General features: G+C 46.7%; 11 protein-coding genes. 2 read left to right on the top strand and 9 right to left on the bottom strand.

The window, feature by feature from the left end:
* Positions 1-40: 40 nt before the first annotated feature.
* Together galE and AC58QG_RS24690 are read right to left on the bottom strand one after the other, a co-directional pair.
* Positions 41-1,039 carry a UDP-glucose 4-epimerase GalE gene (galE, locus tag AC58QG_RS24685; protein ID WP_497364766.1) on the bottom strand — a complete coding sequence of 333 codons (999 nt, stop codon included), beginning with the start codon at positions 1,037-1,039 and terminating at the stop codon, positions 41-43.
* Positions 1,040-2,221 carry a galactokinase gene (locus tag AC58QG_RS24690; RefSeq protein ID WP_497364767.1) on the bottom strand — a complete coding sequence of 394 codons (1,182 nt, stop codon included), beginning with the start codon at positions 2,219-2,221 and terminating at the stop codon, positions 1,040-1,042.
* Between the two features lie 221 nt (positions 2,222-2,442).
* On the opposite strand from AC58QG_RS24690, the gene AC58QG_RS24695 reads away from it, so the two are divergent.
* The gene (locus AC58QG_RS24695) at positions 2,443-3,300 is read left to right on the top strand and encodes an AraC family transcriptional regulator (protein ID WP_497364768.1); all 858 of its coding nucleotides are present in this window, start codon (positions 2,443-2,445) and stop codon (positions 3,298-3,300) included.
* 107 nt (positions 3,301-3,407) lie between these two features.
* Complete coding sequence (locus tag AC58QG_RS24700) at positions 3,408-4,448, top strand: bifunctional transcriptional activator/DNA repair enzyme AdaA (RefSeq protein WP_497364769.1); 1,041 nt, start codon at positions 3,408-3,410, stop codon at positions 4,446-4,448.
* An 80-nt stretch (positions 4,449-4,528) separates the two neighbouring features.
* On the opposite strand, the gene AC58QG_RS24705 is transcribed toward AC58QG_RS24700, so the two are convergent.
* The 7 genes from AC58QG_RS24705 to ilvA form a co-directional block, all read right to left on the bottom strand.
* Entirely contained in the window at positions 4,529-7,600 is a 3,072-nt protein-coding gene (locus tag AC58QG_RS24705) for a response regulator (RefSeq protein ID WP_497364770.1), read from the bottom strand.
* A 131-nt stretch (positions 7,601-7,731) separates the two neighbouring features.
* Positions 7,732-9,759 (bottom strand): methyl-accepting chemotaxis protein, encoded by a 2,028-nt coding sequence (locus tag AC58QG_RS24710; RefSeq protein WP_497364771.1) that lies wholly within the window; start codon positions 9,757-9,759, stop codon positions 7,732-7,734.
* 415 nt (positions 9,760-10,174) lie between these two features.
* Positions 10,175-11,158 (bottom strand): ABC transporter permease, encoded by a 984-nt coding sequence (locus AC58QG_RS24715; RefSeq protein ID WP_436239190.1) that lies wholly within the window; start codon positions 11,156-11,158, stop codon positions 10,175-10,177.
* A 1-nt stretch (position 11,159) separates the two neighbouring features.
* Positions 11,160-12,239 carry an ABC transporter permease gene (locus tag AC58QG_RS24720; protein WP_497364772.1) on the bottom strand — a complete coding sequence of 360 codons (1,080 nt, stop codon included), beginning with the start codon at positions 12,237-12,239 and terminating at the stop codon, positions 11,160-11,162.
* Positions 12,232-13,773, bottom strand: coding sequence for an ABC transporter ATP-binding protein (locus tag AC58QG_RS24725; protein ID WP_497364773.1), 1,542 nt, complete (start codon positions 13,771-13,773; stop codon positions 12,232-12,234). The genes AC58QG_RS24720 and AC58QG_RS24725 overlap by 8 nt, the downstream gene beginning before the upstream one ends.
* 132 nt (positions 13,774-13,905) lie before the next feature.
* Positions 13,906-14,955: a BMP family lipoprotein gene (locus tag AC58QG_RS24730; protein ID WP_436239193.1), complete on the bottom strand. Its 1,050-nt coding sequence runs from the start codon at positions 14,953-14,955 to the stop codon at positions 13,906-13,908.
* Positions 14,956-15,255: 300 nt separating this feature from the next.
* The gene (ilvA, locus tag AC58QG_RS24735; RefSeq protein ID WP_497364977.1) at positions 15,256-16,512 is read right to left on the bottom strand and encodes a threonine ammonia-lyase IlvA; all 1,257 of its coding nucleotides are present in this window, start codon (positions 16,510-16,512) and stop codon (positions 15,256-15,258) included.
* Positions 16,513-16,564 lie beyond the last annotated feature (52 nt).

Here is a 16,564-nt window from a genome sequence, read left to right on the forward strand (position 1 = left end):
GACTTAAGGGTGTGGCTTCTAGTTTGATCTCTATATTAGATTAAACGTTCACTTCCGCCGCGTACCCCTTCGGGTGCTTCTGATGCCAGTTCCACGCGCTCTCGATGATCGCTTCCAAGGAATCCAAAGCTGGCTTCCAGCCAAGCTCCGCTCTTGCACGTTCCGAGGAGGCAATCAGCGTCGCCGGGTCGCCCGCTCTGCGAGGCTCAACGACCGCAGGGATCGCATGACCTGTGACTTTGCGCGCGATATCGATCACTTGCTTCACGGAGAACCCTGTGCCATTGCCAAGGTTGTAAATATTGCTGTCCGCACCGCCACGCAGCTTCTCAACTGCAAGCACGTGAGCGCTCGCTAGGTCGCTAACGTGGATATAGTCACGTACGCAAGTGCCATCTTCTGTTGCGTAATCCTCGCCGAAAATCGAGATATGCGCTCTTTGACCCAACGCTACCTGCAGAATAATCGGAATCAGATGCGTTTCCGGGCTATGGTCTTCACCGATTTTGCCACCTGCATGTGCGCCAGCTGCATTAAAGTAGCGAAGCGACACGTATTTGATGCCATGAGCGGTATCGAACCATTTCATCATTTTCTCCATCGCCAGCTTCGTCTCGCCATACGTATTGGTAGGCAAGGTACGGTCGCTTTCAAGGATTGGAATGTTCTCAGGCTCGCCGTACGTTGCAGCCGTTGAGGAGAATACGATTCGCTTCACGCCGTATTGCGTCATTTTTTCAAGTAAACAAAGAGTTCCGTACACGTTATTATGGTAGTATTTCGCCGGATTGGTCATGCTCTCACCGACGAGGGAATTCGCTGCAAAATGAATAATGGCATCGATGTTATTTTCAGCAAAAACCGTATCCATGAAATCCCCGTCGCGCAGATCGCCAACGTAGAGTTTACCGCCAAGTACCGCGTCCTTGTGACCTTGCTGCAGATTATCGACGATCACAACTTCCTCGCCTTTGGCCAGAAGCTCTGCTACCGCATGCGATCCAATATACCCCGCTCCACCTGTAACTAGAATTGCCATTTACAACGCCTCCTCAAGTTGCTCTACACCGTTGCCAATATCACACACGTAAAAGCTTGGTGTAAGCCCTGTAATTCCCGTATATTCCGCGCCCACTTGATCGATAAACGTCTGAACGCTATCTTCATGCACCAAGGAAACCGTACAACCGCCGAAGCCTGCACCCGTCATCCGCGCACCAAGCACACCTGGCACCTTCAACGCCGCTGCAACCATCGTATCAAGCTCCAAGCCTGTTACTTCATACAGGTCACGAAGAGAATCATGGGATCCGATCATCAGCTTACCGAAAGACTCAAGGTCATTCTTCTCTAGTACTTCGATGGATTTCAAAACACGATCAATCTCTTCCACAACATGCTCTGCTCTACGACGAACCGTTTCGTCTGGGATCAGATGTTTATATTCGTTAAACTGTGCAAGGGTCAATTGACCAAGCAGTGTGATGTGTGGGAATTGCTTTTGCAAGTAGGTAACCGCCTGCTCGCATTGGCTTCTTCTCTCATTGTAAGCGGAGTCGACGAGACCTCTGCGTTTATTCGTGTTGCCGATCACAAGCTTATAGCTGCCGCTTTGAAAAGGAACATGACGATACTCGAGCGTATCGCACATCAGCAGGATCGCGTTGTCTTTCTTGCCATTCGCTACAGCGAATTGGTCCATGATACCGCAGTTCACGCCAACGAATTGGTTCTCTGTTTCTTGCGCAAGCAGCGCGATTTTCACCGTATCCACCGGATACTTCTCAAGCGTCAGCAAGCTATACGCTGTCACAACCTCGATGGAAGCTGAGGAAGAGAGGCCAGCACCGTTTGGAATTTCACCATGGAACAATAGGTCATAACCTTGCGTCACAGGAAATCCTGCTTTTGCTAAGTGGACAAAGATTCCTTTCGGATAATTGATCCAATCGTCCTGTTCTTGGTAGGACAAGTCGTCTATGGAAATTTGTTTGCGCAGTGCCAAATTGGTGGACGCGAAGCCGATCACGCGGTCTTGTCTTGGACGAATGATCAAGGTCGTTCCGAACGTCAAAGCTGCCGGGAATACGTAACCGCCGTTGTAATCCGTATGCTCGCCGATCAAATTCACTCGACCAGGAGCATGAAATGCTGAGATTTTCGCAGCCGTTTCTCCGTAAATTTCGATAAACGTGTCTTTTAGAGCTTGCAAATCTGCCATGTGCGGCACCGCCTTTAGTGGTATTGGTATGTGTACTTGGTTGCTGTTAGAAATGTTGTTTGTGTAAGTTTGTAGCTTAAGTATAAGAGATACGCCACGGATTGGCTATGGAGGCATGTTATTTCTACATGGAAAAATGTGATTTGCAGATTCCGTTCTATGTTAGATTTATGATACAGTGGAAGGAACGAATGGTCTTCGAACGGAGATGAGGAAACGTCATGCAAAAGCCAGAAAGCTATTACGTTGTATCGAACCCGCTTCCTGCTGGGGAGAGCGATTTCACGGTATTATTCGCAGGGGAAAGTCAGACCAAGCCCGAGCATCGGCTTGGACCGAAGGTCTATGACTATTACTTAATCCATTATGTCATATCGGGCCGAGGCGTATTCTCCTCACATGGAGAAGAGTATGCAATTGGCGCTGGCGACAGTTTCGTCATTGAGCCTGAACAATTGATAAGCTACGTCTCCGATGAGATCGATCCGTGGCATTATTGTTGGATCGCTTTTACGGGCGCACAGGCAGCTAAGCTCGTGGGTGAGGCCGGCCTCACGCCCGCCAACCCCATCATCCATATCGCGCGCAACCGGCATATGCCTGTGCTTTTTCGCCAGATCCAGCAGGCGCTCAAATCCAAAAAATCAAACGCGCAGCTCAAAGCGACTGGCTACCTCAGCTTATTGCTCGGCGAGTACTGCGAAGCCCTGTCTGCATCTGTGGTAACAGGACTCGTCACTGAAGACGAAAGCGACCGTATCGTGCAGCAAGCGATTCACTACTTGTCCACACAATACGCAGAGCCCATCACCATCGAAATGATGGCTGAGAGCTTGGGCTATAATCGCGCTTACTTATCGCGCATGTTCAAACGGCACACCAAGGTGACACCGGTTACGTTCCTGCTCAAGCTGCGTGTGGACAAAGCACGCTTGCTGCTGCGGGAACGGCTGGAGCTCACCATCGAGCAGATTGCCGCTTCTGTGGGCTTCTATGACCCACTGTACTTCTCCAAGCAGTTTCGGCGCTGGTATGGCGTCTCGCCGAGCGAGTATCGGAATCAGATCAAATCGCTCTGACACGAATTCATTTCTTTCTAAACAAAAAATTGATGCCTGATTTTCGGCTATGCCCTCTGAAAGGACATTGTATAATTTAGATATAAATGATGAAACAGGGTGTGTGTATGATACTTGAAGATGAACATAAGCAAGAATATTATAGAGCGCTAGTGGACAAAAAATCGGAATATGAAGGTGTATTCTACGTAGGAGTTAAGACAACCGGCGTATTTTGCCGCCCGACTTGTCCAGCGAGAAAACCAAAGTATGAAAACTGTGAGTTTTATGAAACATCGAAGCAGGCACTTTTGGCCTCATTTCGACCCTGTCAACGCTGTCGTCCATTATCGCATCCCAATCAAGTCTCAGAGCTAGTTACGTTGCTAGTTGAAGCCGTTGAGAACAACCCCGAGAAGCGATGGACAGAGCAAGACTTCAAAGATCTCTCTATCGATGAATCCACGGCACGCCGTCAATTCAAAAAACGTTTCGGGATGACTTTTGTAGAATATGCAAGAGCACGTCGCATGGGACTAGCCTTAAAGAACATTAGATCTGGGGGAAAGATCATTGATACACAATTAGCATCTGGTTATGAATCCAGCAGCGGCTTTAGAGATGCCTTCTCGCGCATCATGGGTGCACCACCTACCTTGTTAGCAGATAGCAAAGTATTAAAAGCTGCCTGGCTGGATACTCGACTGGGCCCCATGATTGCCATCTCAGATGAGAGCAAACTCTACTTGTTAGAATTTGTTGATCGCCGAGGACTAGAACTGGAAGTAGAACGGCTTAGAAGAAGAACAAAATCAGCTGTAATCCCTGGTCTCACAGAGCCAATTCGGTCGATTGAAAAAGAACTGACTCATTATTTCGAAGGTACACTAACTGAGTTTAAGACCCCCCTCTTTTTAGTGGGATCGCCTTTTCAGAAAAGCGTCTGGGAGCAATTACTACAAATCCCGCCAGGAGAGACTCGCTCCTATGCTGACATTGCAATTTCACTCGGTAAACCAACCGCCTATCGCGCTGTAGCTCAGGCTAACGGGGCAAATCAATTGGCCATTGTGATTCCCTGTCACCGTGTTATTAACTCGAATGGTGAGTTGGGCGGTTATGGCGGCGGACTAACACGTAAAAAGTGGTTGTTGTCTCATGAAAAATAAAAAACAGCGGCAGCCTAGGACTTTAGTTTCTCATCCATGGCCACCGCTGTTTCTTTGATTTGGTGTTCGTCTAACACACTTTATTTCTCTTGAACATTTGCTGCCAAATATACGGTAATGGCTTGATTAACCTGCGCCAACCTGCTCTCTGCAGTTACCAAAAGCCCTTCTATCAACCCAATAGAACCCTGATGAATCGCCGCTTGAAGCTCATCAGCTGTATGACTAAGCGGCGTTGCTCCGATGTTGGAAGCCACGCCTTTCAGCGTATGAGCAAGCATCAACGCTTCGGGATAGTCTACTTTCAGGATCGCCTCTCGTATCCCTTCTATGTCGTTGGCGTGATTCGCTGCAAACTTGTGCAAGATTCGCTCGTAGAGGTTCACATTTTGTCCCAGGCGACCTAGTGCCTCTGCCTCATTCAAAGCTGGCAGCGCCTCGATTTGCTTCGCTGCTGCGACCTCAGCATAACTTCTTCCTCGCGAGCTCTGAATCATTCTCTGTAAAACGCTGAATAACTGGATAGGTTCAAATGGCTTAGATATATAGGCATCCATGCCGGCATCCATGACCTGCTCTTTGATTCCCTGCATTGCGTCAGCCGTCATCGCGATAATCGGCGTCTCTTGATCAAAATCTCGGATATTTCTCGTTGCCTCAAAGCCGTCCATCAACGGCATCTGCAAATCCATTAAAATAGCATCGTATTGCTTCGTCGATGCCCGTTTCAACGCTTCGATGCCATTCACTGCTACATCAACGTGAATATCCATCTCCTGAAGAATTGCCTGCGCCACTTGTTGATTGATTTCATTATCTTCCACCAATAGGACTTCGGTGTTACGGAGCATATGCAGTTTTTTGGTTTCATTCTCACCTTGCGGCGATGTGATCTTCATCTGCAGCTGCTCTTGGAACAAGTTCGTAATTTGGTTATACAACTGTGACTGACTCATTGGATAATAGAGCACCTTTTTCACGGATGTCGTCTGAGATTTCAACTGAAGCTCCGATTCGTGATAAGAACTGATAAGTACGATAACCTGTACAGGTGTCGCATACTCCAGCTTTATTTTCTCCGCCAAGGAGTGCGCCTTCTCATCTTGAAGCTTCCAATCGATCATAACCAGATCATAACGACCGTTAGCGCTGATTTGTTCCATTGCACTTTGAGCTGAATCTACGTCGTTGACGATAAATTGGAACTGTTCCAGCTGATTCTTCAGCACGAGACGCATCTCCTGATCATCGCAAATGAGAAGAACGCGCAGGAATTTCAAATAAGATGCAATCGGCGCACTGAACAGGTGCTCCGATCCCACATCGAACTTCACCGTAAAGATGAAGGAGCTTCCTCTTCCCAGCTTGCTCTCTACGTAGATCTCCCCTTGCATCAACTCTACGATACTCTTACTGATGACTAGCCCAAGTCCCGTCCCCCCGTATTTACGAGTCGTTGACATATCGGCTTGCGTGAAGCCGTGGAACAATAAGGCTTGCTGCGCGGGTGTCATCCCGATCCCTGTATCCTTAACTTCAAACCGAAGCGAAACCCCGCTATCATCTTGTGATGAGACGCTTACCGAGATGGCAATTTCACCTTCATCCGTAAACTTCAAAGCATTATTCACCAAATTGAGTAGCACTTGATTCAACCGGAATGGATCGCCATTCAAAACTTGAGGTACTTCATGATGAATCGAAAAATGTAGTTTTAACCCTTTCTCATACAAAGAAAACCCGATGATATTCGAAATATTGCTCATAATTTCATACAAATCAAAATCGATGCGCTCCAGCACAATCTTCTTCGCTTCGATTTTCGAGAAATCGAGAATATCGCTGATGATCGTCAGCAAGCTTTTGGCCGAAAGCACCGTCTTCTCGACGTAATCCTTCTGCCGCTCTGTTAAATCCGTTTGTTGCAGCAAATAATTCAGTCCGATAATTGCGTTCATAGGTGTTCGGATTTCATGACTCATATTCGCTAGAAATTCGCTCTTCGCGCGATTAGCAGATTCGGCGGATTCCTTGGCATCAGCAAGAAGCAGATTCTTGCTTTCCAGCTCTGATGTACGTTCCTCTACCAACACTTCAAGATGATCTTTGTACTGATTCAGCGTCTCTTCGGCCTGTTTACGTTCGGTAATATCCACGCCCGCAAGAATCACACCGCCAATTTCGCCAGTTTCTTTCCAAATCAAGTTATTATTCCACCCAAGAAGACGCTCTTCCCCTGAGCTAATGGTGATCGCTAACTCGTAGTAATCCTGCGCCGGGACGCCGTCCATGATTCCTTGATAATATCGTTTCCGCACATCCCATTGATGCTTGGGCACACATATCTCAAACCAATTCTTACCGATGAGATCCGCTTCCTCATAACCCAACATGGCGCAGCCTTTCCGATTCAACAGCTCAATCCTGCAGTCGCGGTCCAGCACCACAATCATCACGTCGACGAGATCGAGATAGCTTTGCGCTTTCTCTTTCTCCTTCATCAACTTCTGTTCGCCTTTTCTCCGCACAGATCGCGTCTGCATGGCAAGAGCAGACCCAATGGCAATGGCCACTATCGTGAAAATACTCGCCATCCAAAGCACTAACTCTCGCTGATTGGATGTGCGATCTACATCCCTTTGCGTTCCTGTTAAATTATAAGCAATCCACTGCTGCAAGCTTGCATCTGCTTGCTCTCTTTTCGGTGTAAGCTTATCCAACAAGCTCTTCCCCATGGCATAATCGCCAGATTGAACCGCATCGATGATAAGCTGACCCTTTTGCAAATAGTCTATGGTTTTATCTGCGACATCTTCGTAAATCAGTCTCTCATCCTCAGAATTAATGAAAGAGGCATAGTTATGATATTTCTCATCAAACTGTCTCCGAGAATCCTGATAAGAGGTGATCACTGAGAGCAGACCATTTTTGTCGGTTTCAAGCAACATTTTATGCAAAAGAACTCTTTCTTGTGTAATGATCTCCTGCATCTCTACAATTCTAGCAATACTCGGCATCCAATTCGTCTTAACATGATCAATCGTTCCCTTGAGAGCAAACATCTGATAGAAGTTTGTTCCAATAACGGCTATTAGCAACGCAATGATGATGATAAAAGTCCATATCGACTTCATTAAAGTAACCGCTTTCATCAGTATTCACCCCTCATTCCCGATTATAGCATATTGTCCACCTTGCTAGTGAAAAAGGCCAATCAGAATTCCCTGATTGACCCCCTAAATCCCTAGTAATTATCCCCAATCCTAGTTCGCAAGACATACAATTAGCGAGTTTTAAAGCGAGAAAGCGATTCTTGCAATTCTTGCGCCATATGACTGAGATCCTCCGCAGAGGCAGATATTTCTTCCATCGCCGCGAGTTGCTTCTCAGAGCCTTTCGAGATGCCTTGACCATGCTCGTGAGACGCTTTCGTCATATAGACAATTTCGCTCATGGACGCTGAAACTTCTTCTGTTCCCGCCGACATTTCCTGCGATGCCGCTGACACCTCTTGGATTTGGTCCGAAATTTCTTGGAACGCAACCGTCACACGATTAAAGACTTGACCTGCTGCATCAATCAGCTCGGATCCTTTCTCCACGTCCTTCACACCACTGTTCATCGCTTGTACCGCTCTCGCCGTCGATGATTGCACCTCGCGAATCAGCTCGGAAATATCCTTCGCCGATGAAGACGACTGCTCAGCAAGCTTCTTCACTTCATTCGCTACCACGGCGAAGCCCCGCCCTTGCTCTCCAGCACGTGCCGCCTCGATCGAAGCATTCAGGGATAGCAGTTGCGTTTGGTTCGTAATTTCGGTGATCACCGAAACGATTTCCCCAATCTTTTGCGAGTAGGCTTCGAGTGCTCTCATATCTTCGGCCGATTTGCCAACCGAATCATTAATGAACTTCATCTGTTCAACGGCCTGATTGATCGCGATGCGTCCTTGCTGCACTTCCATCATCGACGTATGAGAGGCTTCCGTCACGACAGAGGAGGATTCAGCAATCCGCTGAACGCCTACCGCCATTTCGCCCATTGCGATCGACGTTTGCTCGGCCCCCATCAATTGTCCTTCACTCGCATTAAATACTTCTTGCATAGACTCGACAATGCGATTGGAAATGCCGACAGATTCCGCTGCAGCAGCCGTTAGTTCTTCCGATGAAGCCCCTAATTGTTCCGCGGTTAAACTGGCTTTACCTACGATATCCGAGAATGAGTCCAACATCTGATTCATATTAACACCTAGTTGTCCAAGCTCATCGCTGCGGTTGATCGTAAGACGTGGTGTCAGATCACCCCGTGCCATCTTCTTCACAGCTTCTGTAATGGCTAGAATTGGTTTCGTAGTCGCTGTTGATACCAGCAGTGCGATTCCAGCTACAACAATTGTCGTGATCACAGCCAGCCAGATCGATACTTGATTTGCCGTTTTGACCGAGCCAAAGACATCGGAGTCGACCACATTGGTGATCAAGCGCCAGCCTGTTGAGGGAATCGTATCGAAGCTGATTTCTCTCGCCACGCCATCATCACCTGTGAAGTTAAACGTACCGCTCTTTTCTTTCAAAACCGTTTCTTGCAATTTCGTTACTTCCGACTTCGGAAGCACATCCGCGATATTTTTTCCTGCTTGATCTTTACCTGGATACGTTAAAAGTCCACCACTTGGCGACATTAAGTAGCCGTACCCTGTAGCTCCAATTTGTATCGTATTCGTGTACACATTGAGGTTACTCGTCGTCAAGGGAGTGAAAATCCCGCCAATAAAATTCTGCTTATCATCCAGCATCGGGACAAATAAAACAATGATGTTATTCCCTGTTGCCTTACTGACGAGGAGATCCGTACTCACCGGCTGCTTCGTTTGTTTGGCTTGTTTGATGTAATCACGATCGGATACAGGAATTTTCTGTCCTGCTGAGGTTAGCGCGATTTCATCTTTATTAACATAAACGTACTGTTCGACGTCTTTGTTGGCTTGTTCGAATTTGAGGAGTGTTTTCATGATTTCCTTCTCATTCCCACTCTTGATCTCCTCGTATTTCAGCATTTCTTTCAGAATCGAGATCTGACGCTGGATGGAATAATCGATGGCCGTAACATTCGCTTTCAGGATACTCTCTTCCTTGGAGTGAACTTCGTCATTCACCACATTTTTCAAATAGTAGGATGAAAAGACGGTACTAAACAACATCGGTACCAATGCGATAACCAGAAACATAATCGTCATTCTTGCTCTGAACGAAGTAAAGGAGACTGCCTTCACCCACCCTTTTACATTCATTCCTCGTTGCGTATTCATTTTCTCTTACTCCCCCTTTATGCTAGTTGCTCTTCTTTATGTGGTCCCGCCAAATAATGACTATTTAAGGAATTCAGACTCATTTCGACATTTTCCTGCAAAATGCGACATTAGTAGTTTGTTGCTTAGACCATCACCCACCAAATAACTGGAAAACCTCCATTTATTTGCTAACTGTTTCGCTCCAAATTCAGCTTAAATGGAAAATATGTAGATAATTCTCCCCACTACACCCCAACTGACAACATAGCTCCGAATAAGCTGCACCTTTTACAGTTAATCGAAAAATAGTGAGCATTCGGGCGAAAATAGCTGTATGAAATCCAGTTATTCTATCCTGGGGCGTTCCTTGGCTTACCCAATGCAAAAAAACACCATCACAGGATCACTCCCATGATGGTGCTTATTCATCGATCTATCTTTTGCCTGGATCGTACGGCTCACCCAGTGCTGACGGTGCTTTCGCGCGGCCCACGGCCCCTGCCAATACTAGGATTGTCAGTACGTAAGGCAGCATGTAGAGGAATTCCTGCGGAATGTCTTTCGAGAAATCGAACAACCGCATGAAGTTGTTGAGCGCTTGCGCCATTCCGAAGAATACCGCGGCGCCCAGTGCGCCAAATGGGTGCCATTTGCCGAAAATCATCGCAGCCATCGCGATAAAGCCTTGACCCGAGATCGTGTTATGCGAGAACGCACTTGTTGTCGTTAGCGTAATCGTCGCTCCGCCAAGTCCCCCTAGCAGACCGCTGATTAGAACAGCGAGGTAACGGATGCGTTTCACTTTAATCCCCACCGTATCCGCGGCACTCGGATGCTCACCAACGGCACGCAGGCGCAAGCCGAACGGTGTTTTGAACAGCACATACCATGTCACGAAGACTAGTATTAACGCAATATACGTTGTTGGATAGGCTGTAAAGAGGGCATAGCCAATATACGGGATCTTGGAAAGAAGCGGAATTTCCCATTTGGAGAATACATCATTCAAGGTTTCGGTTTGACCCGCACCGTTGAACAATACTTTCACCAAGTACAAAGTTACGCCAGCTGCCAAGAAGTTGATAACCACACCGCTGATAACTTGATTCGCTTTGAACGAAATCGTTGCTACAGCATGAATCAAGGCGAAGATCAGAGCAAATAGCAGCGCGCACAAGAGTCCAATCCACGGGGACCAGATGCCCATGTTCGCTTCTTCCGCATAATAAGCACCAACCGCTGAAGCGAATGCGCCGGAAACCATCAGACCCTCGATTCCGATGTTGACGATACCGGAGCGCTCTGAGTAAATACCACCTAAAGCTCCGAAGATAAGCGCTGTGGAATACACCAGCGTTGTATTAATAAGTTCACTGAATTTCGTGAAGAACGCATTAAGCATACTGAGCAGGTCCATATTACGAAGCCCTCTCTTTCTTGCGTTTGCCGTAGAACGGGATCAGCACCCATTTGACAATACCTTGGGTAGCAACGAAGAAAATCACCGATCCGATGACAATACGGATAATTTCTGGTGGTACATCCGCACCAAAGCTCATCCCCGCAGAACCATAAGATAAGCCACCGAAAAGGACAGCGCCCAGCACGACTCCTATCGGATTGTTGGCCCCGAGCAAGGATACCGCGATACCATCGAACCCATACCCCGGCGTACCTGCCGCAACGACCTGATAATGGAATACACCGAGAACCTCGAACACACCAGCAAGTCCAGCAAATACCCCGGAGATAAACATCGCCTTGATGATGTTCTTATTCACGTTCATGCCCGCATATTTGGCGGCATCGATATTATGCCCCACGGCACGCAGCTCGTAGCCTTGCTTCGTTTTCCAAAGAATTAAGTAGAAGATCACCGCAGCCAGAATGGCAATCAAGGTTCCCCAGTGGAGCCTTGCGTGATTCATCGCATCCGACAACCAACCGATGCTTAGAGACGCGGAGTCTTGAATCATATAAGAGCGCTGCTGCTTCGGCTCCAGAAGGAAGGTGTTCACGATATAGTTGGACAAGAACAACGAGATCCAGTTCAACATGATCGTGGTAATTACTTCGTTAACACCGCGCTTCGCTTTCAAATAGCCTGCAATTGCGCCCCAAAGCCCACCAATCAGCGCACCGACAATAACCGCAAGCGGAGCATGGATGATCCATGGCAGACCATGAATTTTGACACCAATAAAGGTAGCCCCCGTCATCCCCATCACGAACTGACCTTCCGCACCAATATTGAACAAGCCAGTACGGAAAGCGAAGGCAACGGATAACCCTGTTAGAATTAGTGGTGTAATCGCCCGAATCGACTCACCGATATCGTACGGACTGCCCAAAATACGAGAGAACAATGACCCATAAGCAGCAATCGGATTGTAACCGCCAGCCAGCATGACAAGAGCTCCGAATAGCAGCCCCAGCACAATCGCCACAAGGGGATTTACCGCTGATTCACTTGTAAATACGCGAACAACTTTATTCATGAAGGGCTCCTTTCTGAGTAGCCTTACTGCCTGCCATCAGAAGACCGATCTCCTGATCGTTGGTATCCTGCGGCATTACTTCGCCCACAATCTGTCCTTCGTAGATAACGGCAATACGATCGGAAACATTCATAATTTCATCCAGCTCAAAAGAAATCAACAGAACGGCCTTCCCTTTGTTCCGCTGCTCGATCAGCATCCGATGAACAAATTCAATCGCACCAACATCCAAACCGCGCGTCGGCTGAGCCGCGATCAACAGATTCGGATTCTTATGTATTTCCCTCGCAATAATCGCCTTTTGTTGATTACCGCCAGACAAGGAGCGTGCCTTGTTGTAAATACTCGGTGTGCGCACATCGAACTGCTTAATCAATGCTTCCGCATGCTTATCGATGGCATCATAATTCAGAAAGCCGCCTTTGCTATACACAGGGTGGAAATACGTTTCTAGCACCATATTTTCGCTCATTGTAAAATCAAGCACAAGCCCGTGTTTATGACGATCCTCAGGGATATGCGATAACCCTGCCTCCGAAATCTCACGCGGTGTCTGATTGGTAATATCGCTGCCCATGAGCAGCACTTTGCCGCCATCCACAGCACGCAAGCCCGTCAATGCTTCGATCAGTTCACTCTGACCGTTGCCATCTACACCCGCGATACCAAGAATTTCTCCAGCTTTCACTTCAAAATTAAGCCCTTTCAGCGAGGCTAATCCTTGCTGATTGCGCACCATCAAATCTTGTACCTGGAGAACAGGCTCTCCAAGCTTGCACGCTTCCTTGTTCACTTTAAATGAGACATCGCGTCCGACCATTTTCTCGGCCAGAATTTGCGGATTCGCTTGGGCGCATGCCAAGGAATCAATCACCTTACCGCGACGAATAATCGTCACTGTATCGGCGATTTCCATAATTTCTTTCAGCTTATGTGTAATGAGAATAATGGACTTGCCCTCTTTCACAAGGTTACGCATAATGACCATCAATTCACTAATCTCTTGCGGCGTTAGTACAGCTGTAGGCTCATCAAAAATTAAAATATCGGCGCCGCGATACAGCGTTTTCAATATTTCGACACGCTGCTGCATACCGACTGAAATATCTTCGATTTTGGCTTTTGGATCCACACGTAAACCATATTGCTCGGATAGCTTGCGCACTTTGTCTTGTGCTGTTCGAATATCCACATTCATACCACGTTTGGGTTCCATCCCCAAGATGATATTTTCCGTTACTGTAAATGGTTGTACCAATTTGAAATGTTGATGCACCATCCCGATGCCGAGCTCAATCGCTCGATTCGGACTGTCGATGAAAACCTCGTTACCCTGGACATAAATACTGCCTTCATCCGGCTGATATAAACCGAACACAATGTTCATCAGTGTTGATTTACCTGCACCATTCTCGCCAAGTAAGGCATGAATCTCGCCTTTTTTCAGCTTCAGGCTAATGGCATCATTAGCAACAATGCCTGGAAATCGTTTTGTAATGTTGCGAAGTTCAACAACTGGGACTGCTTCACTCATCAGATCACCCTAAGGATCAATTTTTTATTACTCCATGCCCATTAAAACTAAAGAACAAGGCTAGTTAATATAACTAGCCTTGTTTGTACAGAAGCAAACCTATCGTTCTTACCAATAACGTCAGTTCGACGCTTATGGTTTTTCAGGAACTTTGATTTCGCCGCTAATAATTTTGGCTTTGTACTCGTCTACTTTTTTCAAGATGTCAGCAGATACGTTTTTCTTGGATGTTTCAGGAAGGCCTACGCCATCGTCTTTCAGACCCAATGTAACGACTTTCCCACCTTGGAATTTACCTGCAACCACGTCTTTGGATACACGAAGTACCGCAGAGTCAACACGTTTCAACATGGATGTTAGTGTAACTTCATCACCAAACTCAAGGGATTGGTCTTTATCTACACCGATAACCCATACTTTTTTACCGTTTTTAGCGCGATCCTTCGCTTCGTTGAATACACCGTTACCCGTGGATCCAGCTGCGTGGAAAATGATATCAGCGCCATCGTTATAGATCGTTGCTGCTGCTGCTTTACCAAGGTCAGGCTTGTCGAAAGCGCCTGTGTAGTTGATTTGAATTTTAGCATCTGGTTTTACCGCTTTAACGCCAGCTACGAAACCAGCTTCAAAACGTTTGATAACCGGGATGTCGATACCGCCAACGAAACCGATTTTATTTGTTTTTGTTGTAAGACCTGCAACCACACCAACAAGGTAAGAACCTTCTTGCTCGGAGAAAGTAACGGATTCTACGTTTGGAGCTTCTACAACGTTATCGATGATCGCAAGTTTCGCGTTCGGGTTTTGAGTTGCTACCGTTTTAACCGCGTCACCCATTAAGAAGCCAATACCCCAAGTCAGGTTATAGCCATCTTTAACGAATTGATTCAAGTTAGGCGTGTAGTCTGCATCACTTTTACTTTCAAGGTTTTTCACGTTAGCGCTTGTTTGTTTTTTCAGTTGCGTCAAGCCTTCCCAAGCGCTTTGGTTAAAGGATTTGTCGTTTACGCCACCGATATCTGTAACCATGCCGATTTTGAAGTCTTTACCTGTGTTGTCACTAGCTACTGCACTTGCTGCTGGAGATGCGGATGAACCTGTCTCTTCTTTTTTGGCACAACCGGAAATCACTAGTGCAGAAACCGTTACAGTCATCAGAACTGTTGAAAAAATCTTCTTCATCGATTTTACCCCCATCGTATCATCATTTAATTGAAACCATGAAGCCCACACTGTAGGTTGACCAAATTCAGTTAAATTATGTAAGTTGACTTCAAATTAAGTGTATCATTTTGATTCCTAACAGAGAAGCGAATCGTACATAGAATCACATAATTCGTCATGTCACACAAGTTAACATCTTCTTTTTGTTTTCTCCGACAATATAGGTTCTAAGCCCCAATTATTGATTATACAACCAGTGGTTAATAAAATCTAGATTGCTCAATGTTAATTTTATGACACTCTCGTGTCATAATATTGCTAGATCAGCAGGTTAAATAGTTTTGGATCTTTATTGATCTCGATATAGCCATAATCCTTGCGAGATAGGCGCTCAATTAGCCCCTCGTAATCGTCTTTATTCTTAAGCTCAATCCCCACCAAAGCCGGGGCATCATCGCGATTATTCTTCTTCGTATACTCGAAACGCGTGATGTCGTCCGATGGTCCTAGTACTTCCTCCAGAAATTCGCGCAAAGCTCCTGCGCGTTGCGGGAAATTCAAGATGAAGTAATGCTTCAAACCTTCATACACCAAGGATCTTTCTTTGATTTGCTGCATCCGATCAATATCATTATTCCCGCCGCTGATGATGCATACGACGTTCTTCCCGCGAATTTGTTCGCGATACGCGTCCAACGCTGCCACTGGAAGAGCTCCTGCAGGCTCAATAACAATCGCATTACTATTGTAGAGTTCCAAGATGGTTGTACATTCTTTGCCTGAAGGAATGATGACGATATCCTCTAGCATCTCTTTACAAATGTCAAACGTCATCTCGCCTACCTGCGCTACGGCTGCACCGTCAACAAACTTTTCAATCGTTGGCAGCTTAATAACACTTCCCTGCTTCAAAGCCTCTGTCATGCTAGCCGCACCCTCAGGCTCGGCGCCAATAATGCGCGTCCGTGGTGAGACACTCGCCACATAGGTCGCAACTCCTGCAGCCAGTCCACCTCCACCAATCGTAGCAAAAATGAAATCAGGCGTTTCCGGCATCTGGTTCATAATCTCAAGTCCAACTGTTCCTTGTCCAGCAATTGTACGCACATCATCAAATGGATGGATGAATACCTTGTTCTCTTTCAGGCAATAGGCCTTGGCTTGGGTCGAAGAATCATCGAAGGAATCACCTACGAGGATAACTTCCACGAATGAGCCGCCGAACAGCTTCACTTGCGAGATCTTCTGACGCGGTGTAGTGGTTGGCATGAAAATCTTGCCCTCAATGCCTAGCTGCTTACAGGAATAAGCGACACCCTGCGCATGGTTGCCTGCACTCGCACACACAACCCCCGCTGCGCGTTCTTCTTCGGTTAAGCTCTGAATCACATTGTAAGCTCCGCGGATTTTGAACGAACGTACGATTTGCATATCTTCACGTTTGAGGTAAACGTTACATTCATACTGGCTAGAGAGCAGCTCATTGCGTTGCAGCGGCGACGGTTCGATCACCTTGCTGAGCACATGATTGGCTCTAATAATATCTTCCAAACCCACTTTACCAGATACAACCATCTTCTCAAACACCCTTTCTTTGTTGAAGCTTCCATAAAGTTTTAACATGTAT

It is taken from the genome of Paenibacillus sp. J22P169, assembly GCF_059691995.1.